General features: G+C 57.7%; 22 protein-coding genes and 1 other RNA gene. 3 read left to right on the top strand and 20 right to left on the bottom strand.

Annotation, left to right across the window (positions count from 1 at the left end; genetic code table 11):
- Positions 1-20: 20 nt before the first annotated feature.
- The 11 genes from OVA03_RS07310 to OVA03_RS07360 all read right to left on the bottom strand — a co-directional run bounded on the left by OVA03_RS07310 (position 21) and on the right by OVA03_RS07360 (position 10,064).
- Positions 21-1,442 carry a UDP-N-acetylmuramoyl-tripeptide--D-alanyl-D-alanine ligase gene (locus OVA03_RS07310; protein ID WP_267527470.1) on the bottom strand — a complete coding sequence of 474 codons (1,422 nt, stop codon included), beginning with the start codon at positions 1,440-1,442 and terminating at the stop codon, positions 21-23.
- A gap of 15 nt (positions 1,443-1,457) precedes the next feature.
- Complete coding sequence (locus tag OVA03_RS07315) at positions 1,458-2,951, bottom strand: UDP-N-acetylmuramoyl-L-alanyl-D-glutamate--2,6-diaminopimelate ligase (RefSeq protein WP_267527471.1); 1,494 nt, start codon at positions 2,949-2,951, stop codon at positions 1,458-1,460.
- The gene (locus OVA03_RS07320) at positions 2,951-4,759 is read right to left on the bottom strand and encodes a peptidoglycan D,D-transpeptidase FtsI family protein (RefSeq protein WP_267527472.1); all 1,809 of its coding nucleotides are present in this window, start codon (positions 4,757-4,759) and stop codon (positions 2,951-2,953) included. Before OVA03_RS07320 ends, OVA03_RS07315 begins: the two co-directional genes overlap by 1 nt.
- Positions 4,756-5,229, bottom strand: a complete 474-nt coding sequence (gene ftsL / locus OVA03_RS07325) for a cell division protein FtsL (RefSeq protein ID WP_267527473.1) — start codon at positions 5,227-5,229, stop codon at positions 4,756-4,758. The genes OVA03_RS07320 and ftsL overlap by 4 nt, the downstream gene beginning before the upstream one ends.
- A complete protein-coding gene (rsmH, locus tag OVA03_RS07330; RefSeq protein ID WP_267527474.1) occupies positions 5,226-6,215 on the bottom strand; it encodes a 16S rRNA (cytosine(1402)-N(4))-methyltransferase RsmH in 990 nt (329 codons plus the stop codon). Before rsmH ends, ftsL begins: the two co-directional genes overlap by 4 nt.
- Before the next feature lies 1 nt (position 6,216).
- On the bottom strand, positions 6,217-6,684 hold the full coding sequence (locus OVA03_RS07335) for a division/cell wall cluster transcriptional repressor MraZ (RefSeq protein ID WP_267527475.1): 468 nt from the start codon (positions 6,682-6,684) through the stop codon (positions 6,217-6,219).
- Between the two features lie 531 nt (positions 6,685-7,215).
- Positions 7,216-7,592: RNase P RNA component class A (rnpB, locus tag OVA03_RS07340), an RNA gene on the bottom strand.
- Between the two features lie 33 nt (positions 7,593-7,625).
- Complete coding sequence (locus OVA03_RS07345; protein WP_267527476.1) at positions 7,626-8,012, bottom strand: DUF423 domain-containing protein; 387 nt, start codon at positions 8,010-8,012, stop codon at positions 7,626-7,628.
- A gap of 3 nt (positions 8,013-8,015) precedes the next feature.
- Positions 8,016-8,750, bottom strand: a complete 735-nt coding sequence (locus tag OVA03_RS07350) for an N-acetylmuramoyl-L-alanine amidase (protein ID WP_267527477.1) — start codon at positions 8,748-8,750, stop codon at positions 8,016-8,018.
- Between the two features lie 72 nt (positions 8,751-8,822).
- Positions 8,823-9,071 (bottom strand): hypothetical protein, encoded by a 249-nt coding sequence (locus OVA03_RS07355; protein ID WP_267527478.1) that lies wholly within the window; start codon positions 9,069-9,071, stop codon positions 8,823-8,825.
- A 315-nt stretch (positions 9,072-9,386) separates the two neighbouring features.
- Positions 9,387-10,064 carry a TerB family tellurite resistance protein gene (locus tag OVA03_RS07360; protein ID WP_267527479.1) on the bottom strand — a complete coding sequence of 226 codons (678 nt, stop codon included), beginning with the start codon at positions 10,062-10,064 and terminating at the stop codon, positions 9,387-9,389.
- A 172-nt stretch (positions 10,065-10,236) separates the two neighbouring features.
- Here OVA03_RS07360 and OVA03_RS07365 point away from each other — a divergent pair, with 172 nt between their 5' ends.
- The 3 genes from OVA03_RS07365 to OVA03_RS07375 all read left to right on the top strand — a co-directional run bounded on the left by OVA03_RS07365 (position 10,237) and on the right by OVA03_RS07375 (position 12,269).
- Positions 10,237-10,998, top strand: a complete 762-nt coding sequence (locus tag OVA03_RS07365; RefSeq protein WP_267527480.1) for a hypothetical protein — start codon at positions 10,237-10,239, stop codon at positions 10,996-10,998.
- A 68-nt stretch (positions 10,999-11,066) separates the two neighbouring features.
- Positions 11,067-11,420: a DUF1294 domain-containing protein gene (locus OVA03_RS07370; protein WP_267527481.1), complete on the top strand. Its 354-nt coding sequence runs from the start codon at positions 11,067-11,069 to the stop codon at positions 11,418-11,420.
- Positions 11,421-11,474: 54 nt separating this feature from the next.
- Positions 11,475-12,269 (top strand): glycosyltransferase family 2 protein, encoded by a 795-nt coding sequence (locus OVA03_RS07375; protein ID WP_267527482.1) that lies wholly within the window; start codon positions 11,475-11,477, stop codon positions 12,267-12,269.
- Here the strand turns inward: OVA03_RS07375 and OVA03_RS07380 are convergent, their stop codons facing one another.
- From OVA03_RS07380 to OVA03_RS07420, 9 genes are all read right to left on the bottom strand, one after another.
- Positions 12,270-12,908: a DUF4272 domain-containing protein gene (locus OVA03_RS07380; RefSeq protein ID WP_267527483.1), complete on the bottom strand. Its 639-nt coding sequence runs from the start codon at positions 12,906-12,908 to the stop codon at positions 12,270-12,272.
- A gap of 82 nt (positions 12,909-12,990) precedes the next feature.
- Positions 12,991-13,245 carry a DUF559 domain-containing protein gene (locus OVA03_RS07385; protein WP_267527484.1) on the bottom strand — a complete coding sequence of 85 codons (255 nt, stop codon included), beginning with the start codon at positions 13,243-13,245 and terminating at the stop codon, positions 12,991-12,993.
- Positions 13,246-13,310: 65 nt separating this feature from the next.
- Entirely contained in the window at positions 13,311-13,643 is a 333-nt protein-coding gene (locus tag OVA03_RS07390) for a hypothetical protein (RefSeq protein ID WP_267527485.1), read from the bottom strand.
- A 9-nt stretch (positions 13,644-13,652) separates the two neighbouring features.
- The gene (gene metH, locus OVA03_RS07395) at positions 13,653-16,313 is read right to left on the bottom strand and encodes a methionine synthase (RefSeq protein ID WP_267527486.1); all 2,661 of its coding nucleotides are present in this window, start codon (positions 16,311-16,313) and stop codon (positions 13,653-13,655) included.
- A gap of 41 nt (positions 16,314-16,354) precedes the next feature.
- Positions 16,355-17,023, bottom strand: a complete 669-nt coding sequence (locus OVA03_RS07400; protein ID WP_267527487.1) for a class I SAM-dependent methyltransferase — start codon at positions 17,021-17,023, stop codon at positions 16,355-16,357.
- 11 nt (positions 17,024-17,034) lie between these two features.
- Positions 17,035-18,099 carry a homocysteine S-methyltransferase family protein gene (locus OVA03_RS07405; RefSeq protein WP_267527488.1) on the bottom strand — a complete coding sequence of 355 codons (1,065 nt, stop codon included), beginning with the start codon at positions 18,097-18,099 and terminating at the stop codon, positions 17,035-17,037.
- Positions 18,100-18,166: 67 nt separating this feature from the next.
- Positions 18,167-18,919 carry a class I SAM-dependent methyltransferase gene (locus tag OVA03_RS07410; RefSeq protein ID WP_267527489.1) on the bottom strand — a complete coding sequence of 251 codons (753 nt, stop codon included), beginning with the start codon at positions 18,917-18,919 and terminating at the stop codon, positions 18,167-18,169.
- A 41-nt stretch (positions 18,920-18,960) separates the two neighbouring features.
- The gene (metF, locus tag OVA03_RS07415) at positions 18,961-19,881 is read right to left on the bottom strand and encodes a methylenetetrahydrofolate reductase [NAD(P)H] (protein ID WP_267527490.1); all 921 of its coding nucleotides are present in this window, start codon (positions 19,879-19,881) and stop codon (positions 18,961-18,963) included.
- A gap of 23 nt (positions 19,882-19,904) precedes the next feature.
- A complete protein-coding gene (locus tag OVA03_RS07420) occupies positions 19,905-20,870 on the bottom strand; it encodes an ArsR/SmtB family transcription factor (RefSeq protein ID WP_267527491.1) in 966 nt (321 codons plus the stop codon).
- Positions 20,871-20,889 lie beyond the last annotated feature (19 nt).

Here is a 20,889-nt window from a genome sequence, read left to right on the forward strand (position 1 = left end):
TCTGAAACCTTAAACCAGAATTATACGAGAGACGCGGCAATCAGCCCCGCTTTTGAGCCGTTAGAGCCCTTTATCATGACCACATCCCCTGAGCGCAAGTCTGCTTTTAGGGGCGCGATCAATTCCTGAGCCGTGGACGCATAACCACCTTTAAGGGCGGGCGGTACTATCTGCCACAGGTTCGCCATCAGCGGCCCTGCGCAGTAAACCTTATCAATGGCTTGCGCCTCAATCACGCTCAAAAGCCCGGCATGGAGGGCGGCCTCATCCGGGCCAAGCTCCAGCATGTCGGTCAGGACGACGATTTTACGCTGATCAGGTTCAACTACCCGCGCACCCAGCGATTCGATGGTCGCGGTCATCGAGATCGGGTTGGCATTATAGCTTTCGTCGATGACCGTGATGGACTTGCCGTCCACCGTGACGTGACGCACGCTGCCGCGTCCGGCCAGAGGGCGGAAATCTTCTAATGCGGCAATGGCGACCTTGAGATCAACGCCCAATGCCTGCGCCATCAGCAGCACCGACATGGCGTTGACCGCCTGATGCTTTCCGGTCGTATAGAGTTTGAAGTCATAGCTCTGGCCGTGAATTTCGGCCTGAATGCGGGCATAGTCGCCGTCAGGATCACTTATGACATCATAGCCGGTCAGCAGGGCATCGGCCCCGACGCTTTCGCCGAATGACGCTACCTTAGTGCCGATAGATTCGGCCCGCGCCTTAAGTTCATCAAACCATCTATTGTCGGCATTGAGGATAGCCAGACCGCTAGGTTGCAACCCGTCAAAAATCTCGGCCTTGGCCTTGACGATCCCAAGTTCACCGTCAGGGAAATTTTCGGTATGAACCGCGCCGACCGTGGTGATGATGACCGCATCGGGGGCCACGAATTTCGACAGCGGTGTGATTTCATCAGCGTGGTTCATGCCGATCTCAAACACCGCCCGCTCAGTCTCACGCGGCATTCTCACCAACGTCAGCGGCACACCAATGTGGTTGTTGAAGCTCTTGATGGCCGAATGGGCGCGGCCTGCGCGCTTCAACGTCGCCATGACCATCTGGGTGACCGAGGTCTTACCGACACTGCCGGTCACCGCCCCGCGTTTGCAACCAATCGTCCGGTCACGGGCATAGACGGCAGCGACCTCTAACGCCGTCTGCACATCGTCCACCACGCAGCAGACCGCGCCGGGGGTAGCGCGTTCCGTGACGCAAAAGGCCGCTCCGGCTTTGTAGGCAGAGGCCACAAATTCGTGGCCATCGCGCGCCCCTTTGAGGGCCAGAAATATATCGCCGATCTCAATGGCGCGGCTGTCGAAATTGACGTTGGAGGCATGGAGCGCGATGGCGTCGGCACCACCGAGCGGCGCGCCCGTCGCATCGACCAGACGTCCGCCCACGGCCTGCGCCCATTCCTTTGCCGTCCACAAAATTTCGGTCATGCTCTCTCAAATATTTTATGTATTTAGCGCCTCAAGCACTACACCGGCGTCATCGAAAGGCAAGATGTCCCCTTTGATAATCTGGCCCTGCTCGTGACCTTTTCCGGCGACCACCAGCACATCACCGGCCTGAAGGTCATTAACAGCCGCAAAAATAGCCGCACGGCGATCCCCGATATCTTTATAGGCCCCGGTGCCGGTCATGCCCGCTATCACTTCAGCCCGAATGACCTCAGCCTCTTCGGAGCGGGGGTTGTCATCCGTGACAAAGCTTACATCTGACAGGCGCTGAGCAATGCCGCCCATGATCGGCCGTTTGGTCTTGTCGCGATCACCGCCGCACCCAAACACACACAGTAACCGGCCTTTGGTATGCGGCCGCAGGGCCCTCAACACCGTTTCCAGCCCGTCCGGCGTATGGGCATAATCGACATAGACTTCCGCGCCGTTCGATTTCGTGCCGACCCGCTCAAGACGGCCACGCGCCCCGGTGAGTTTGGTCAGAGACGCCAGCACATCGTCGATCGCCTCACCGGCGGCCAGACATAAACCCGCCGCCACAAGGGCATTAGACGCCTGAAACAGACCGGCCAGAGGCAGCTTGACCTCATAGCGCTTGCCCTGATGATCCAGATGCAGAATCTGGCCATCGGCAATCAGATCACGCTGGATCAGGGTCAGGTGTTGCCCACGTTCGCCGACGCTCATGACATTGGCCCCCGACAGGATCGCCGTCGCCGCAAAGGCATTATAGGCCTCGGAATCAGCATTGAGCACAGCTTGCCGCCCACGGGGTAGCAGTTGCTCAAACAAACGCAGCTTGGCCTGACGATAGCTGTCCATGGTGGCGTGGTAATCGAGGTGATCCTGCGTCAGGTTGGTGAAACCCGCTGCCGTAAGCGTAACGCCGTCAAGCCTGCGCTGATCAATACCGTGGGATGACGCCTCAAGCGCCATATGGGTCACGCCATCGGCAGCGAGCTCGGCCATATAGCGCGCCACATCGGCGGCGTCCGGCGTCGTAAGCCCCGGTGCGGTAATCGCGGTTTCCACAATCCCATCTTGTTTCACGACCCCGAGGGTCCCCATGCTGGCCGATGTGCGGCCCATGTGAGCGAACATCTGCCGGCAGAATGTCGCCACCGATGTCTTGCCATTGGTGCCAGTGATCGCCACGCAGGTCTTGGGCTGAGCGCCATAAAACGTCTTGGCCGCCAGCGCATAGGCACGGCGCACATCGGCCACCTTTATCAGGCTATCGATATTATCGACGACGGTTTTCAGGTGCGACTTTGCGCCATCATCAGGCGTCAAAATCGCCGCCGCCCCCGCCGCTAAGGCTTGGGGGATAAACTCGCGGCCATCGACCTTGGTACCGGGCAGCGCGCAGAACAGCACGCCTTCGCCGACCTTACGGCTATCGGCGGTGATGCCGGTCACGACCGGATCGTGATCCAGATCGCGGCGCAGGATGTCGGACAGCTTCATTCCGGCTTTGGCCACACTCATCACTGACCTCCCGATACGGGCATGGCCAGGGTGGCCGGAACGGATTGGGCCCCGCTTTGGGTCTCAGCCACGACCGGAGCCTTGTCCCACTCCGCCTGAGTAAACTTGTCTTCCTTGCGCGCCACGCCGACAAACGGTGCTATGCGGTCAATGACACGGCCCGCAACAGGTGCCGCCACAAATCCGCCGGTGCGCAGGCCCGATGAGGCTTTTGAGCCCTTGGGGTCATCGACCATGATCAGCACCATATAGCGGTCGTCCTCGATCGCACCATCGGTTGGGAACACGGCCACATAGCTGGAGAACAGGCTGGAGCGCAGGTAACGGCCATCCACGACGCGTTCCGCCGAGCCGGTCTTGCCGCCGACCCGCAGACCCGGCGCATTGGCGCGCGTGCCCGTGCCACGGATGCCGTTGATTCGCATCAAATCCAGCATCTGGCGTGAGGTATTGGCTGAAAAGACGCGCGCCCCGTCCAGCACCTGCCCCGGCTGATGTTTGCGCACCGTCAGCGGCCGCAGATAGCCGCCATTGGCCACCGCCCCAAACGCCTGAGCATAGGCCAGAGGTGAAATCGACATGGCATGGCCAAATGAGGTCGACGCCAGAGTGCTGGCTGTCCATTTTTTGGCAATGATCGGACGGGCCGATTCATAAAGTTCGGTATCCGCCGCCCGGAACAGGCCCAGATTATCATAGAACTTGGTCATGGTGTCGATGCCGACACTTTCGGCCAGTTGCGACACCCCGATGTTGGAGGAATGGATAAACACATCCTCCAGCGTCATGACGCGATTCTCAGCGTGATAGTCGGAAATCTTACGGCTGCCGATCTTAAACGGCGCGCGGGCGTCAAAGACTGAATTGATCGAGGCTGTGCCGGTCTCTAAGCCGATGGCCACCGAAATCACCTTAAAGATCGACCCCATTTCATAGACCGCCGCCGCCGCACGGTTCTTCTTTTCGTTTTCGGAAAAACTGCCGGCGCGGTTGGGATCATACTCCGGCCAGCTTGCCATGCCCAAGATCTCACCGGTGCGCACATTGGTGACGATGCCGATCGCGGCCTGCGCCTGCTGATCAACGGCGGCGGCGCGTAGTTCGTTCTCCAGCGCGCCTTGCACCCGCAGGTCCATAGCCAGTTCAACCGGCACCCCGCCGTGCGCGGCGATGCTCAGATCAATGTCGTCATTGAGCGCGCGTTCGGCCCCGGCCACGCCCTTACCGCCGCGTTCCGTCGCCCCGATATAGCTGGCACCCGTGATACCCAGCGGATAGGTGCGCACCCGCACCGGCTCGAAGATCAGACCCGGCAGGCCATAGTTCAGGATACGCGCCCGATCCGAAGGTTTCAGCCAGCCGGTAACACGGGCCCGGCCATCGCCGCGCAGGGCCTTATCGATCGTTTCCAGCGACACATCCGGCAAAAGCTGAATCAGCGCCCGCTTCACCAGCGGACGATCCGACGCCATCATATCGGTCGGATCGACATAGAGAATGAAGTTTTCGCCGTCCGCCGCCAGAAGTGCGCCGTTGCGGTCGACCAGTTCTGAGCGCGCCCCCGGCGACACCGGCGCACCGGAGACCCCATCGACGCCGCTAAACAGCGCGGCCTTAACCGCAAAAATCATCAGCACCGCAAACATGCAGGCGATCAGCGCCAGAATGAAAAAGATGCGCTGGGCGGTATTTTCCTGGGTCTGCCCTTCGACATGAGCGCGCTCAAAAGCGTGCTCGACCTTCCAGACGCTGTCGGCCACCCACTGAAAGCCACCAGACGACGGGACAAACGGAATAGAATATTTCATCGCGTTCCCTCCACCGTATGTTCGATCACCAGCGGTTCTGTGGTTGCCGCATCCGTCGTGGGCGCTACCGGCGGCACCGCCGACGGCGCTTCCGGCATGGGCGGCACAGGCGAGGCTGGCCGTTCAACACCGCGCACACCAGCCCCCTGCCCGCGTGAGATTTCCACCAATGAATCAAGATTGGCTTCGTGGCGCGAATCGACCGGCTTCATGCCCAGATAGACCGAGGCCAGCGCTTCGATCCGTTTCGGCTGCTCAAGCTGAGCGACCGCCGCCCGCAGGGTCTGCACCTGCTCGGCCTCAGCCACGATATCGCGCTTGAGGGCCTCAAGACGTTTTACGTCGGCGTCTTCGCGCATCTTGATCCAGCCAAGGCCAAACATCATCGCCAGACACAGCACAATGCCGACCAGTTCCACCAGCCGGACTCCGCGCACGCGTTGTTCAAACACATTCAACAGGCCGTTCATGACCGCACCTTATGCGTCGAAGGTTTACCGGAAACAGTTTGTTCAGACCATGAGGCCGCCGCTGTCCGCCGTCCGGCCCTGAGCTTTGCCGAACGCGACCGCGGATTGCGCGCCAATTCCCCTTCGGACGGCCCGACCGCCTTATGGGTGACCAGCTCGTAAGTCGGATCATTGGCCGCCTTGACTTCCGGGGCATAGCGCGACCCGGACGGCAGCTTGCCGCAGCGCTCGGCAAAGAAGTTTTTGACGATGCGGTCTTCGAGCGAATGGAAGGTCACCACCGCCAGAACGCCGCCAGTTTTCACAACCGCCTCAGACACCTCAAGCGCGCGCTCAAGCTCACCCAGTTCGTCATTGACCGCAATACGCAAGCCCTGAAAGGTGCGTGTTGCCGGATGAACCGGCGCGCCTCTGCGCCCGCCCAGAGCCCGCTCGACCACCTCAGCCAGATCAAGCGTGCGCTCAAACTTTTGCTCGGCGCGGCGGCGCACAATAGCCGCGGCAATGCCGCGCGACTTGCGCTCCTCACCATAGAGCCAGATGACATGAGCGATCTCTTCGGCCGTGTCTTCGTTGACGATATCGGCGGCTGAGCGGCCATCAACGCTCATGCGCATATCGAGCGGCCCGTCGCGCATGAAGGAGAACCCGCGCTCGGCCTCATCAAGCTGCATCGACGACACACCGATATCAAGCACAACCGCATCGACCTCAGTCACGTCCAGATCGGCCAGACCTTCGGCCATTTCCGAGAACGGTCGGTTGACCCACTGAAAGCTACCCGGAAAATCCGCCACAACCGCGTCGACATAGGGCTTGACGCGCGCATCGCGATCAAAGCCGATGACCCGGGCGCCACACTCCAGGAACGCGCGTGTATAACCGCCCGCGCCAAACGTGCCATCGACGACCAGCTTGTCCTTGATATCACCCAGGGCCGCCAAAACTTCATCGAGCAGCACCGACATATGCACAGATTGGGACATCTTAAGCCCCCCTCTGCGACAGGACTTCGCGAGCCAATGCATCCTGCTCAGCCTGATAGGCAGCGTAAGCCGTGGGCTCCCAGATCTGGAAACGATCATAAAGGCCGACGATCAACGCCTTATCGCTCAGACCAAACTTCACGCACAGACTATCCGGCAAGGTAATGCGGCCCGCCGCATCAAAGCTTAAGCGGTGCATCCCCCCATAAATCTTGTGTTCCAATGCCCGACGGGCCGGCGATCCCACGGCGTAACTTTCGATAAGCTGGCGATAACGGTCAAAAAATTCTGCGCCGCCACCCTCAAGACAATCGGCTTCGATGGAGGCAAAGCAATAGACGCCCTCAAAGGCATCAGAGGTGGCAGCTTTTGGGCCTGCGGAACCTGAATTCGCGGTCGTGCGGAAGTCCTGCGGGATCAGCAATCTCCGCTTGGCATCAAGCTGCTTCTCAACATGTGAGAGAAACACCCCTCGCACTCAGGCTAAAATCTGCCCGCTCCCTTTTCACAACCTACGGTGCGCGCCAGCCCGCCCGGCGCACCTCATCCGACGACTAATATAGGGTTAACATGGGATGAATTGGGATGCAATGACTCCAAATGACACTTTTGGGGAATTTCGACCCAAAAACAACAACTTGGAACAAATTAAGAACATGGTATCTCAAGGCTATTTTCAGCGTAACAGATTGAATCGACGTTAATATGTGGGGGAAATGCGTGCAGATTATACTCCCCTGCCTTTGGCGGGGGAGGTGGCATTGAGCGCAGCGAAATGACGGAGGGGGGAGGCAAGAGGCTCACCAATTAAGGCAAATAGTTTTAAACAACTAAGAAGCCCCCACCACCCCGCCAATAAATTGGCGCGGTCCCCCTCCCCGGCACGCCGGGGAGGTAAAGCTCGATAAAGCGAAAAATTTCGAAGAACCGCTTCGAGAAGTTTTTTCCATATCTTCCACCCAAAACGTATTTGCCGCAGGCAAAACTTTTGGGTGAACGAAATATCAGATGGCCTGTAAGCCGGGTTCTGTACGCGTTGCCGCGTGGCGATCATTCCTCTGGGCGGCTCATTGCTGAGCCGCTCAAGCAACCGACCCGGACGTGCTGGGGAAGTAACACCCTGTAAAGCCGAAGCCTTACGCGCCGTCCCTATTTGGTTTTGCTCCGGACGGGGTTTACCGTGCCGTTCATGTTACCATAAACGCGGTGCGCTCTTACCGCACCCTTTCACCCTTACCGTTATGAGTAACGGCGGTTTGCTTTCTGTGGCACTATCCCTAAGGTCACCCTTGGCGGGCGTTACCCGCCGTCCTGTTACCGTGGAGCCCGGACTTTCCTCGAAACCCGCAAAGGTTCCGCGACCGCCCGGCCATCTGATACGCGTTTCTTTGCGCGTAAATCAGACTGAAATCAAGGGTTCTGCGGTTTTTCAAACAGCTTGAGCCACGCGCCCACCACAACGCCCAGCCAGCCGATCATGGTCAGCGTCCCGCCCACCGGTGCCATCATCGGCAACAGGCCCGCGCCCCGCGTCACTCGCATGACAATGTCACCAGCAAACAATCCGGCTCCGGCCAGCAGCAGAAACGCCGAGATAAGCTTCAGCTTCGGCCCCATAAACGGCACGCCCATCAGCCCCATACCCGCTGCGGCATGAAACAGCAAAAACGATCCTGCCGTCGTCAGGCGCGGATCAGCATGGGCTCCCGCCGCCAGCAGCATAACCCCTGCCAGCCCCCACAGGCCAGCGATCATCAGCAACATGGCATCAAAGCCCTTGGTGGCCACAGGTGTCATAAGCTACTCCAGTAATGTTACATGCCGCAGCAACGCCATCAGGCGCACGCGGGTTTCCGCATCGGCACGGCCATCAATATTTTCAGGCCGCCAATGGCGCTGAAAGGCCGTAACGATGGATTTGGTCTGATCGTCATAAGGACCGCCCGCGAGGATGTTATAGCCAAGCTTGCCCAGCGCGCTTTGCAGCGAAAATACCCCAAGACCGACATCACCGATATCGAGCGCAGGCCCCATAACACGGGGGGGTGGCAAGTCCGGCTCAACCCACAGGCCATGGCCGCGTTGCGCAAGGTACGACCACGGGAACAATTCACCGGGGTCTTCTTTGCGCTCAGGGGCGACATCGGAATGGCCTAAGATACGGTGATCGGGAATGTCCCAGCGGTCGCGGATATCATCCAACAGCAGCACCAGCGCTTCGATCTGTTCGGGCGGGAAGTCGCGGTAGCCGAACTCATGGCCGGGATTGACAATCTCAATGCCAATGGAGGCGCCGTTGATATCGGTCTCGCCTTTCCAGAACGACACCCCGGCGTGCCAGGCGCGGCGCGCTTCGGCCACAAGGCGGTAAACCGTGCCGTCTTCGTCGATCACATAGTGCGCCGACACCTTGGCCTGCGGGTCGCACAGCCGGTCGAGCGCTGCGCCTGCCGTTTCCATGCCGGTGTAGTGCAGCACGATCATGTCGGGCGGGGATGCGCGCTCATTAAAATTGGGGGACGGTAATTCGATCATGGCCGCTGTTTAAACACAAAAAAACGGAAGGCAGAACCTTCCGTTTTCAAAATCCTCAAATTCGACGGGACGTTACTTATAAGCGACCCAGGTATTGCCCTCTTTCTTGGCCTCAAAGACGCCGTTGGCAGCCTGATCGGACTTACAGCGCACCGTAACGCGCAGGGGCTTACGGGTAAACAGGGCCACCAGTGTCGCCGCCCCCAGACCGATCACGGCCAGCACCGCCAGAGCGGAGGCAAATACCAACATAATGGCGAGCGCACCGAGCGCCCCCAAGCCCAACAGGGTCATAAACGCGATATGGGTAAGTCTTGACATGAGGTTTCTCCGGCGCAGGCGGCCCCAGGGCTGATAGCGATTACCAAATACGCCACCAACCCGATGAATAGCTTCGAATGTTTTTGTGTAACCGTTCATCGGTGTACCCCTAAAACAAAGCCTAAACACACATGCCCCGCCGCTATTTGGGACACTCACAAACCTCTTAAGTCATCAGATTGGCATGAATGAGGCAAACGTCAACTATGCACGGTGGCCTTAACTTCGTTTTTACAGAATTTTTACCGTGATATTCACAAAAGTGCGCTATTTTTGTGCCGCATGTCCCGCATGCGGACAAATTTAGCCCCATTATTAGTTCAGGCCACGCTCGCCCATGATCTGGGCATAGGCCTGATTGATGGCTGCGGATTTGTGGTTATAGAGCGTAATATATTCGGGCGGCAGACCGCGTCCGGCGATCTTATCCGGATGAAACTCTGACAGGCGCTTGTTTCGCGCCACCCTGATTTCCCCGTCATGGGCATCCGGATTGAGGCCTAAAATCACATAGGGATCATTGTCATTAAGGGCGACATATGACGATTTGATGCGTCGATAGATGGGCGTTTCAATGCCGAACAACCGCGCCACGGTTTCCAGATAGGTCTCTTCGGCATGGTTTAAGGTGCCGTCACTGAGGGCAATATGAAACAGCCCCTCAAGCACGTTTTCCAGTATATGCGGCAGACGGGCATACCGCCGCGCCAGACGCTGGGCATAGGCTTCAAACCCGATCGAGGTCTGACGCGCCAGATCGTACAGCCGCAACACATCGCGCTCAGAGCGCGCTTCGGGGCTGAAAACATCAAGAAACGCCTGCTGTTCGATGTCGTGGGCCAGACCGTCGGCCTTGGCCAGCTTTGCACCCAAAGCCGTTACCGCCGTCGCAAAGGCCGGATCACGGCCCGGCGGGCCTTTTGGGCAGTCAGGACATTCGGCCGGATCAAACTGCCGGACGGCTAACTGCGCGAGGTTCTTCCAGAATGACATATCCTCACCATCATAGCGGCTTTTTCCGCAAGCGCGAACTTAAGTTTTTGTAAGACTGTCATTTTATTGGGCGCTTATATTTTCGCCGTAATTACACGCATAATAAATCATAGCTTTCGCACACCCCGCCTGTGTAATAGTGTCGCATTTATAATCACCGGAGTTTCTTAAGTTGTCCTTTGCGCTGAAATCCTCCTGCCTTGCCCTAATGATTGCTACAGCATCAGCCTCTCCATTGCTGGCACAGGACGCCACACAGTCAACCGACGGCCCAATTTCGACCAATGTCAGCGGGATCAAGGCGCAACTGCTGCACACGCCGCAGATCGAGGACGCCCCCGCCGACGACTTCGCCAAGGTCGCGTGGTGCCACGGCGCGCTGTCGGGCCATATGATGATGGCCGAGCGCATCAGCGCGGTTGAACCCTTAAGCGCCGATATGCAGGCGATCGGCCAATCCTACCTGCGGGCCTATGAGGCGGCCCTTACGTTGTCCAAAGACGGCAAGACTGAAAAAGGCCGCGAACGGGCAGAGCTGGCCCGCCAGAGCGGCTATGACGGCTGGGAAGAGGCTCGCCGCGCGGACCTCGACAAGGCCGTCGGGGCCTATGTCACCTGGTCCCTGCCCGGCGTGTGTGAGACGGCGGCGCTTAACATTTCCGGCAGGCCAAAGCTGTTTTCGGAACTGCAGACCGAGGATGAGGCCCGGATTGTGACCGAAGCGCTCAAGCCCGCGTCGGAGCGGACGGCCCTTGATGTGCATCAACCCAAGGCTCGTGAATCACGGGTTCTTGGCGATGAGCCGCCCTCCGCCGCACCTGAGCCAGCGACTGTTCCGACCAGCCTGAGCGCCGAAGCGGTACCCGCTGAGGACAAGCCGTCTTGGGCGGACGGCCTCAAGGCCCGTCTGGGCTGGGGTAAGAAAAAGAATTGATTACCGCTTAACCGCGATTAACCTTAATTCTGAACCTGATTTTCAGGGTTTTGCGCCACAATCGCGGTATGAAGATATGGCTTTATCTGGCCGCCTATCTGGGCGCGATAAATTACCTGACCTATGTGGCGTGGCGCGTGGACAAAAAATACGCGGTCCACGGCGCACGGCGCATATCTGAATCCAGGCTCCTGGGACTATGCGTTCTGGGCGGCTGGCCGTCGGCGTTGATCGGCACCTATCGTTTTGAACACAAGACCAATAAGCTGTCTTTCCTGATCAAGATGTATGCGCTGATCCTGATCGAGGTGGTCGCGGTCGGCGGCATTACGTACCTGGCGCTCACCGACAGAGACGCCCTGATCAGCCTGATCAGATACGTCGAGTCACTGAACCTTAAAAGCTGGCTGACCAAAGTCTGAGGCGGCTGTCACAAGGCCAATTGTAAAACTGCGGTTTGCTGATATGGATGCGTCATGACCGACGCATCCGATACTCTGCCGCTATCCTGCTATATCCGCACCCATAATGAGGCGCGTAACATTGATAATGTAGTGCGCGCCGCCCGCACCGTGGCCGATGAGGTCATTGTCATCGATGCCGGATCAAACGACGGTACGGTGGCGCTGGCTGAGGCGGCGGGCGCGAAAGTCATCCACAATCCCTGGCCCGGCAATGGTTTCCAAAAGCGCATTGGCGAAGAGGCCTGCCGCCATGACTGGCTGCTTGATATCGACGGCGATGAAGTCATCACGCCGGAACTGGCCACCGAAATCCGGGCATTATTTGCGAATGGTGAACCGGCTGCATCCGTCTATGAGATCAAGATGGTCCATGCCCCGCCTGCCGGTGAGCCGTGGTGGGATTTTAACCCATCGTTCCGGCGCAAGCTTTATGATCGCCGCAAATATCGGATGCCGGAGCATAAGATCTGGGATCAGTTGCCCATCCCCAAGAGTGAGCCCGTACCGACGCTCAAAGGGATATTGCTGCACTATGCCTTTAAGGACGTGGAGCATGTGGTGGCCAAATATAATGGCCGCTCGACCGCCCGCGCCCGCGATGGCAAGCGCAAGTCGAAAGCGTCGCTTAAGCTGCGCCTGTGGTTTGGTTTGCCGGTCTATTTCTTGAAGCAATTCGCCGGCCGCGGCTTGTGGCGGGCGGGGACCTACGGCCTGATTTTCGCGGTTCTGTCGGCCTATATGCGCTGGCTACGCGACGCCAAGATGTATGAGGCGATTTTGTTTGAAGAGCGTAACGGGAGGCACTGATCAGGTGTCGGTACCGACATCGTCCCAGTCGTCATCTTCGTAACAAATCAGCCAATTGAGTGCCTGATGGCGCTCGCGCACCACACTGGGATGCAGTTTAGCCGGCGGTTCGGTGCCGTCGATTTTGGCCTGACGCACCGCCCAGTGCAGGCGGTAGATCAGGTCGGCTTCGTCGAGGATGTCATGGACATCGCGGTGGCCGATGCGGGTGATATCCGGGTGGTTAAACCCGATCCAGTAGTCGATGACATCGGACACATCGACCTCATCATCCGGAAACCAAAGCTGAGGATAAATCCCGATCGCCCACATCAGCGGGATAGCGGCTTCGATGCGCCATGAAAACTGGATCGCAGCTTTTTCAGAGATTTCATCGGCCTCTAGGAACGCCTGTTCTTCGGGCGACAGATGTTCGGCCAGATCGTGCTTTTTGACATAGGCCCGCGCGACCGAGATATCATTCTTGATCGCCGCATTGGCCACCGTGGCAAGACACATGGCCCGCCGCACAATGTCTGCACCGGAACGGATTTTAACGTCCGCCGCTTCTTCGATCTCCGGCAGGGTCGCCAGCACCGGCACGCCTTTGGATTTCAGGAAAGCGATGGATTTTTGTTTGCGGGTTTCGGATTCGGACATTGAGCATCTTCTTAAGAACTCCCCCTGTTGCAGGGGGAGCTTTTATTTGATGATTTCTCATCAAATAAAAGAGGGGGTAACCTTACGGCGCGAGCAAATTCAGGCGATTCAAGGTTACAATAACAATCCCTTCAACCGCCTCTTCGGGATCAGCCAATACATCTCTTGCCGCGACCCTGTAAACCTCAAGACCTTTATTGTTAAGCCATTTGTCGCGCTGAATGTCCCGTTCAGGACGGTCGCCGATATCGTGCGCCATGCCGTCCCACATCAACATTTCAGGCAGGGACATTTCAGCGCGTAATGCCTTAGCTACACGGCGCACGTCATCGGTCATTTTACCCCCTCTTCTCTTTGATCCATATGATCAAAGAGAAGCTCCCCCTGCAACGGGGGGAGTTCTTAAAGCGCAATCCGCTTCAAGCGCATTTTAAACTCATCTGGCAATGCTTCGCCCGGATTGCAGCCATATTCATAAACTTCAAACAAATCAGAGGTGAAAATATAGAATTCATAGTGATCATCGAATACTTCTACAGAAACCGGCATAGGACGGGCATTCAACCAATGGAAATTTATAGTTGGCCAATACCCCCTATCTACGCCATCACCAATGACGCAGTTTTCCGAAACATAAACCAGTAAGTCTTTGGCATTTTTGATTGTTGCCTCACTAAAATCTCGGTTAGCCGCAATCAATTTTTCAAGCTCATCCTCTACCGCTGACCATTCCATAAAAGACCCTTACGGCACGTAATTCAGGATAGGCGACAACCACCGCTCGGCCTGATCGACCGCCCAGCCCTTGCGGCGGGCATAGTCTTCAACCTGATCCTTTTCGATCTTTCCAACGCCAAAGTAATGCGATGTGGGATGAGCGAAATACATGCCGGAAACCGACGCCGGTGGAGTCATGGCGAGACTTTCCGTCAATTCCATACCCGTGCGCGCCCTTGCATCCAGCAAATCAAACAACGTCCATTTTTCGGTATGGTCGGGCTGGGCCGGATAGCCCGGTGCCGGACGGATGCCTTTGTACTGCTCGGCAATCAGGCCCGCGATATCAAGGTCTTCGCCCTGTGCATACCCCCACAACTCACGACGCACCTTCTTGTGGAGGCTTTCGGCAAAGGCTTCGGCCAGACGGTCAGCCAGTGCGGTGGCCAGAATGGCGTTATAGTCATCGCCCGCGTCTTTGAATTTTTTAGCGATTTCCAGCTCACCATGCCCCGCCGTGACCGCAAAGCCGCCGATCCAGTCAGGCGTGCCTTTTGGCGCAATAAAGTCAGACAGCGCCAGATTGCTCTGGTCGGCACGCGGCTTTTTCATCTGCTGGCGCAGGGTGTGGAATTTGGCGATGACCTTTGAGCGCGTCTCGTCCTCATAGACTTCGATATCGTCATCGTCGGTCGCATTGGCTGGCCAGAATCCAACCACGCCGCGCGCCTCAAACCATTTCTCAGTCAGAATCCGCGCCAGCATTTCCTGCGCGTCTTTATACAATCCGCGTGCGGCTTCACCAACGATATCGTCGTCCAGAATGTCGGGGAATCGTCCGGCCAGTTCCCAGGTTGCAAAGAACGGCGTCCAGTCGATATGCTCGGCCAGATCATTCAGGTCATAAGGACTAAAGGTGCGCACGCCCAGAAACGACGGGGCGACCGGCGGTTCCGCCGCAAAATCAATCACGAATTTGCGCTCGCGGGCCTCGGCCAGATCAGAACGGGGCTTGTTGTCGCCCTTACCATAGGCGTCGCGCACCTTAACGTAATCGGCCTTGGTATCGGCAACAAACTTCGGCTTATCGGTCTCACTCAGCAGTTGCGACACCACCCCCACGGCACGGGAGGCATCGAGCACATAGACGACCTGATCGTTGGAATAGCCCGGTTCGATCTTGACCGCCGTGTGGGTTTTGGAGGTCGTCGCCCCGCCGATCAGCAGCGGAATATCAAAGCCGGTGCGCTGCATTTCACGCGCCACAAACACCATCTCATCCAGGCTCGGCGTGATCAGACCGGAAAGCCCGATCATATCGACCTTGTGTTCTTTGGCCTCAGCCAAAATCCGGTCAGCGGGCACCATCACCCCAAGGTCGATGACTTCGTAATTATTACATTGCAGCACGACGCCGACGATGTTTTTACCGATATCGTGGACATCGCCTTTGACGGTCGCCATCAGGATCTTGCCCGCCGCCTGATAGGTGCCGCCGTCGGCCACATGCTGCTGCTTTTCGGCCTCCATGTAAGGCATCAGATAGGCCACCGACTGCTTCATGACGCGGGCCGATTTGACCACCTGCGGCAGGAACATCTTACCGGCCCCGAACAGGTCACCAACCACGTTCATCCCGGCCATCAGCGGGCCTTCGATGACGTGCAGGGGCCGCGCGGCTTGCAGACGGGCTTCTTCGGTGTCGGCATCGATAAATTCGGTGATGCCGTTGACCAGCGCGTGTTTCAGGCGTTCCTCGACCGTGCCTTCGCGCCAGGCCAGGGTCTTGGCCTCGACCTGACCTTTTTCGCCTTTGTATTTGGGCGCCAGGTCCACCAGATATTCGGTATTGCTGACATTATGGCGCTGCGGGCGGTTCAGAATCACATCCTCAACGGCCTCGCGCAGTTCCGGGTCGATATCGTCATAGACCGGCAGATCACCGGCATTGACGATGCCCATGTCCATGCCGGCATTTATGGCGTGATAGAGGAACACCGAGTGGATCGCCCGTCTGACCGGTTCATTGCCGCGGAAGGAGAACGACACGTTCGACACCCCGCCTGAAATGCGCGCATAGGGCAAGGTTGCTTTAATGACCTTGACGGCTTCGATGAAATCGACGGCGTAGTTGTCGTGTTCTTCGATACCGGTCGCCACGGCAAAGATATTGGGGTCAAAAATGATGTCTTCGGCCGGAAAGCCGACTTCGTTCACCAATATATTATAGGCGCGGGTGCAGATTTCGATCTTACGCTTGGCCGTGTCGGCCTGCCCCACCTCATCAAAGGCCATGACCACGACGGCGGCACCATAGCGCAGGCATTTTACGGCTTCGGCGCGGAACTTATCCTCGCCCTCTTTCATGGAGATCGAGTTGACAATCGCCTTGCCCTGCACGCATTTCAGGCCGGTCTCGATCACTTCCCACTTGGAAGAATCGATCATCACCGGCACGCGCGCGATATCGGGCTCGGCCGCCAGCAAATTCAGGTAGGTACGCATGGCCACCACCGAATCCAGCAAGCCTTCGTCCATATTGACGTCAATGATCGCGGCCCCGGCCTCGACCTGCTGACGCGCGACATCGAGCGCGGCGCTATAGTTGCCCTCGATGACCAGTTTCTTGAACTTGGCGGAGCCGGTGACGTTGGTGCGTTCACCGATATTGATAAAGGAAGGTCTCATGAGTAACTGGTGGTCCTAATTAAAGATCGCGCAAGGCATTTTCAGGCGTAGGCAACCCAACCGCACCAGTACAGGCCTTTGAAGACAAGCTCAATCCCGCTGAAACCCGCCTCCCGCAAAAGCTGTTCATCACGTTCCGGGCCGACCGTATTGAGGCCGGTGCGCACGCGCTCATGGGCTTCTTTCAGCACCTGCGGATCAAGCTGGCTATCCTGAGCGTAGCGCAGATAACGATCGAACTTTTGATCCGAATTGGGGTCATCCTTATCGACGCTCATGTGCGCGATAAAGAAAGGCGCACCGGGTTTCAGCCGTGCCTTAATACCTTTAAGCGTCTCAAGCTTCGCGCCGTCATCGGGCACGAAATGCAGGGTCAACATGCAGGTCGCGGCATCGAATGGCCCTCCTGGCGCATCGAATATAAGGCCCTCAACCCACTCCACTGAGGCGGGATCGCCTAAGTAAGCCCTGCCCTGCGCAATCATTTCTGCCGACGGATCGACGGCGTAAAACCGCCCCTCCGGCAAGGCTTCACTCAGGGTTTTAAGTTCCAGCCCGCCGCCACCGCCGAGCACCAGCGTCTGCGCCGGTGACGCTTCGGCAATCAGTTGCGCCATGATGCGGTGCAGACCGTCAAACCCCGGAATAATCTTCTTCGGCCGCTCGGCATAGGTGCGGGCGTGTTCGGGATCTTTGAACAGGTCGGCCATTTTGTAAGCCATCAGATTAACTCAAACGGCTCTAAGCCGGAAAGACGCATCGCCTTGGGGCGTTCAGGCACGGGGCGGGGTTTGATGCCGCGCACTTCGTCGGCAACATGGCGGATATGATCCGGCGTCGTGCCGCAGCAGCCGCCGAGGATATTCACGATCCCGTCTTTCGCCCATTCATGCAGTTCATGAGCCGTTTCGTGCGGTTGCTCATCATACTGGCCCATCGCATTGGGCAGGCCGGCATTGGGGTAGGCGGCAACCAAGGTATCGGCCACGCGCGACAGCTCCGCAATATGCGGGCGCATCAGATCGGCCCCCAGCGCGCAGTTAAAGCCAATGGCAAACGGCTTGGCGTGCTTGACCGAATTCCAGAAGGCTTCCGCCGTCTGGCCGCTAAGTGTGCGCCCCGAACGGTCGGTGATCGTGCCCGAAATCCAGATCGGCAGCTTTTCCTGTTCTTCGTCTTCGAGGTCGAGGATCGCCTTAAGCGCCGCCTTGCAGTTCAAGGTATCGGTAATGGTTTCAATCAGATAGAGATCAACCCCGCCCTGATAGAGCGCCCTCACCTGCTGCTTATAGGCCTCATAGACCTGATCAAAGGTCACCAGTCGCGCACCGGGATCATTCACGTCCGACGACATGCTGAGCATCTTATTGAGCGGCCCGATCGAACCGGCGGCAAAGCGCGGTTTATGCGGCTCCTTAGCTGTCCACTCATCGGCGGCGGCGCGGGCAAGCTTAGCGCCCTCATAGTTGATATCCCAGCATGCCTGAGCATCCAGATGATAGTCATCCTGCGCAATGGTCGTGGCCGAAAAGGTGTTGGTCTCACTGATATCCGCACCAGCCTCAAAATAGGCATTGTGCAGGTCGGTGATGATATCAGGCCGCGTCAGGCACAAGATATCGTTATTGCCCTTCATCTGACCGACATGATCCGCAAAGCGTTCTCCGCGAAAATCCTCTTCGGACAATTCGCGACGCTGGATCATCACCCCCCATGAGCCATCAAGGATCAGGATGCGCTCTTTTGAGGCCGCATATAGTGCTTCAACACGTTCAGATCGGGTCATGGGGTTTACACCTTTAATTATGGTCGCCGCGCGATCGTCACTCACTTATGCGCATGACGTGTGGTTTTCAAGACGACAGGTCGTCCGTGTTCGTATCAGGCTTCCTGATCAGCCGGATATTCAGTTCCGTATTCAGCCCCACAGGTAGCAAACCCAGAGGACTGGGGCGGGTTGTCACCACCTGAAACCACGGCGAGGCCGCCTCGATCATCACCCTGTGGTCAAAGCCCAGATGGTGAGGATAGTAGGACATCTCAGGTGTCATCCACACCCTATGACGCTCAAAGCCCACATCTCCCAGCACCGCCCGCCATATGCGCGACCAATCCGTATCAAAATCCTTTCGCCGCTGCGACCGAAACAGCCCCTTGACTAACGCTATCGGGCCGGTCTCGACCGGCACCCCGATAATCAGTTCACCACCGGGTTTGAGTATCCGATGTATTTCCTTTAGCGCCGCCACCGTCTCATCCAGCGGCAAATGCTCAAAAACTTCCAGGCAAAAAACCGCATCCGCCCAGCCATCGTGAATATCCGCCGATACCGCCGTAAGTCGAACCCGATCCCGCCCCATCAGGTGCATCTGCGCCTGCACGTAGAGGGAATGGCCCGGCTCAAAGCAAATAAATTCAGCGTTTGGCAAATGCGATTTTAACCGAACCACCAGTTCACCATCACCGGCACCGTAATCCACTATCCGCATTTGATCCTGCGGATTTAGGAGTCTTATCGCATCTCGAAATCGTCCATTCTGCAACCAGCGCTTGAACGGATTCGGGTCATACCGAGTCAAGTCCGCATAGCTTGGCTGCACATTCATGACCTGACCCCATACTTTTAGCGGTAACCCTTGCCTGCCCGTCAGGCGCTTAATGCCTTTACACCAAGCACCCGGCAGATGGAATAGACCAGTTCGGCGCGGTTGAGGGTATAGAAATGAAAATTGGTCACCCCTTCGCGCTCAAGCTCAAGCACCTGCTCAACCGCCACCGCCGATGCCAGAAGCTTGCGGGTCTCAGTGTCGTCATCCAGCCCGTCGAACAGTTCCGCCAGCCAAGCTGGTACATTGGCTTCGCACGCCTGCGCCATGCGCTTTAAGCCTTTGAAATTGGTGACGGGCATGATGCCCGGGGTCAGCTCAATTTTAATGCTGGCATCGACCACGGCATCGCGAAAGCGCAAATAGGTTTCCGGCTCAAAGAAAAACTGGCTGATGCCGCGCGTGGCACCCGCATCGACCTTTTGACGCAGGACATCCAGATCGAAATCCAGTGACGGCGACTGCGGATGTTTTTCGGGATAAACGCCCACGCTGACCTCAAAATCGGCAATGCGCTTAATGGCAGCGGTAAGCTCTGTGGCGTTCTGATAGCCATCGGCGCGCGGGGTATATTGCCCGTCCTGCAAGCCCGTCGGCGGATCACCGCGCAGGGCCACGATATGACGCACACCGGCGGCCCAGTATTCGCGGATGACCTCATCGACCTCTTCGCGGGACGCCTCAACGCAGGTCAGGTGGGCGGCAGGCTTGAGCGAAGTTTCATCCAGAATACGCTTGACCGTGCGGTGGGTACGCTCACGCGTTGAACCACCCGCCCCATAAGTCACCGACACAAACGACGGATTAAGCCCCTCAAGACGGCGGATAGAGTTCCATAGGCTAAGTTCCATCTCTTCCGATTTGGGCGGAAAAAACTCGAACGAAATATTGAGATGGCTGCCGCCGGACGATACCGAACGCGCGATCGAGCTTAGGCGAGTTTGCAGATGAGGACTTATCATGGTGAGGTCTTTATAGTTAAATTTCAGTCTTTGCGCGCCAGCCAGATGCGCACCGTGAGACCTGCGCCATCCACCGGCGGCAGGGCTGTGTCGTTGTTAAGCGTCAGGCCCGCCCGCATCAGCCAGCCCGACATATCCTCATCGCTGATACCTAAGCGCCGGTGCTGATACTGCTCGCGCATGTGCTCCAGGCCGTGCGGTGCGAAATCGACCACCAGCAGACGCCCACCTTTTTTAAGGATACGTCCGGCTTCACGCACGGCCTGCACCGGATCGGGCAGGAAGTGCAGCACTTGATGGACAATCACCAGATCGGCACTGTCCGCGCCCAAGCGGGTGTCGGCAATATCGCCGTGGCGAAAGTCGATCCTTATATCGCCCGTCAGGCCGCTTTCGGCGGTTTTGGCGCGGGCGATATTGAGCATCTGCTGCGACAGATCAAGGCCGGTCGCGGCCTTGGCGCGCGGCCCTAACAGCGTCAGCATCCGACCGGAACCCGTGCCCAGATCAACCAGATGATCAAACGGCTGATCACCCAAAATATCAGTGATCGCCGCTTCGACATCGGCTTCGGATATGTGGTGGGAGCGGATTTCGTCCCACCGTCCGGCGATATTTTCAAAATAGCTCTGGGCCGATTTCAGGCGCTGGGCATGGATATCATCCAGCGCGCGCACATCATCGGCATAGTCATCGCCCAGCGCATCCAGCACGGCCGTCACCAGCGGACGGATCGCGGGCGCATCAGAGGCACGGTAAAACACCCAGGCCCCATCCGGAAAGCGGTCAATCAGACCGGCCTCACTCATCAGCTTAAGATGACGCGAGACACGCGGCTGGCTCTGGTTTAGGATCTGCACCAGTTCCATGACCGACAATTCCTCATCGGCCAGCAGTCGCAACAGGCGCAGACGCGTCGGCTCACCGGCGGCCTTCAAGGCCTCCAGCAGCAGCGCCGCCCCCAACACAGGATTCGATTTCGATCTCATATAATCATATAAAGATATC

Origin of the sequence: Asticcacaulis sp. SL142 (assembly GCF_026625745.1) — a bacterium.
In the GTDB taxonomy this organism is placed as follows: Bacteria; Pseudomonadota; Alphaproteobacteria; order Caulobacterales; family Caulobacteraceae; genus Asticcacaulis.

Excerpts from the sequence above, each read along its gene's own strand:
- OVA03_RS07360 (WP_267527479.1), bottom strand. The coding sequence starts at position 10,064 with ATGTCATTCTGGAAGAACCTCGCGCAGTTAGCCGTCCGGCAGTTTGAT.
- OVA03_RS07355 (WP_267527478.1), bottom strand. The coding sequence starts at position 9,071 with ATGTCAAGACTTACCCATATCGCGTTTATGACCCTGTTGGGCTTGGGG.
- OVA03_RS07320 (WP_267527472.1), bottom strand. The coding sequence starts at position 4,759 with ATGAAATATTCTATTCCGTTTGTCCCGTCGTCTGGTGGCTTTCAGTGG.
- OVA03_RS07310 (WP_267527470.1), bottom strand. The coding sequence starts at position 1,442 with ATGACCGAAATTTTGTGGACGGCAAAGGAATGGGCGCAGGCCGTGGGC.
- OVA03_RS07380 (WP_267527483.1), bottom strand. The coding sequence starts at position 12,908 with ATGTCCGAATCCGAAACCCGCAAACAAAAATCCATCGCTTTCCTGAAA.
- metF (WP_267527490.1), bottom strand. The coding sequence starts at position 19,881 with ATGATAAGTCCTCATCTGCAAACTCGCCTAAGCTCGATCGCGCGTTCG.
- OVA03_RS07400 (WP_267527487.1), bottom strand. The coding sequence starts at position 17,023 with ATGGCCGACCTGTTCAAAGATCCCGAACACGCCCGCACCTATGCCGAG.
- rsmH (WP_267527474.1), bottom strand. The coding sequence starts at position 6,215 with ATGTCCCAATCTGTGCATATGTCGGTGCTGCTCGATGAAGTTTTGGCG.
- OVA03_RS07390 (WP_267527485.1), bottom strand. The coding sequence starts at position 13,643 with ATGGAATGGTCAGCGGTAGAGGATGAGCTTGAAAAATTGATTGCGGCT.
- ftsL (WP_267527473.1), bottom strand. The coding sequence starts at position 5,229 with ATGAACGGCCTGTTGAATGTGTTTGAACAACGCGTGCGCGGAGTCCGG.
- OVA03_RS07315 (WP_267527471.1), bottom strand. The coding sequence starts at position 2,951 with ATGAGTGTGGCCAAAGCCGGAATGAAGCTGTCCGACATCCTGCGCCGC.
- OVA03_RS07405 (WP_267527488.1), bottom strand. The coding sequence starts at position 18,099 with ATGACCCGATCTGAACGTGTTGAAGCACTATATGCGGCCTCAAAAGAG.
- metH (WP_267527486.1), bottom strand. The coding sequence starts at position 16,313 with ATGAGACCTTCCTTTATCAATATCGGTGAACGCACCAACGTCACCGGC.
- OVA03_RS07385 (WP_267527484.1), bottom strand. The coding sequence starts at position 13,245 with ATGACCGATGACGTGCGCCGTGTAGCTAAGGCATTACGCGCTGAAATG.
- OVA03_RS07370 (WP_267527481.1), top strand. The coding sequence starts at position 11,067 with ATGAAGATATGGCTTTATCTGGCCGCCTATCTGGGCGCGATAAATTAC.
- OVA03_RS07410 (WP_267527489.1), bottom strand. The coding sequence starts at position 18,919 with ATGAATGTGCAGCCAAGCTATGCGGACTTGACTCGGTATGACCCGAAT.
- OVA03_RS07375 (WP_267527482.1), top strand. The coding sequence starts at position 11,475 with ATGACCGACGCATCCGATACTCTGCCGCTATCCTGCTATATCCGCACC.
- OVA03_RS07345 (WP_267527476.1), bottom strand. The coding sequence starts at position 8,012 with ATGACACCTGTGGCCACCAAGGGCTTTGATGCCATGTTGCTGATGATC.
- OVA03_RS07420 (WP_267527491.1), bottom strand. The coding sequence starts at position 20,870 with ATGAGATCGAAATCGAATCCTGTGTTGGGGGCGGCGCTGCTGCTGGAG.
- OVA03_RS07350 (WP_267527477.1), bottom strand. The coding sequence starts at position 8,750 with ATGATCGAATTACCGTCCCCCAATTTTAATGAGCGCGCATCCCCGCCC.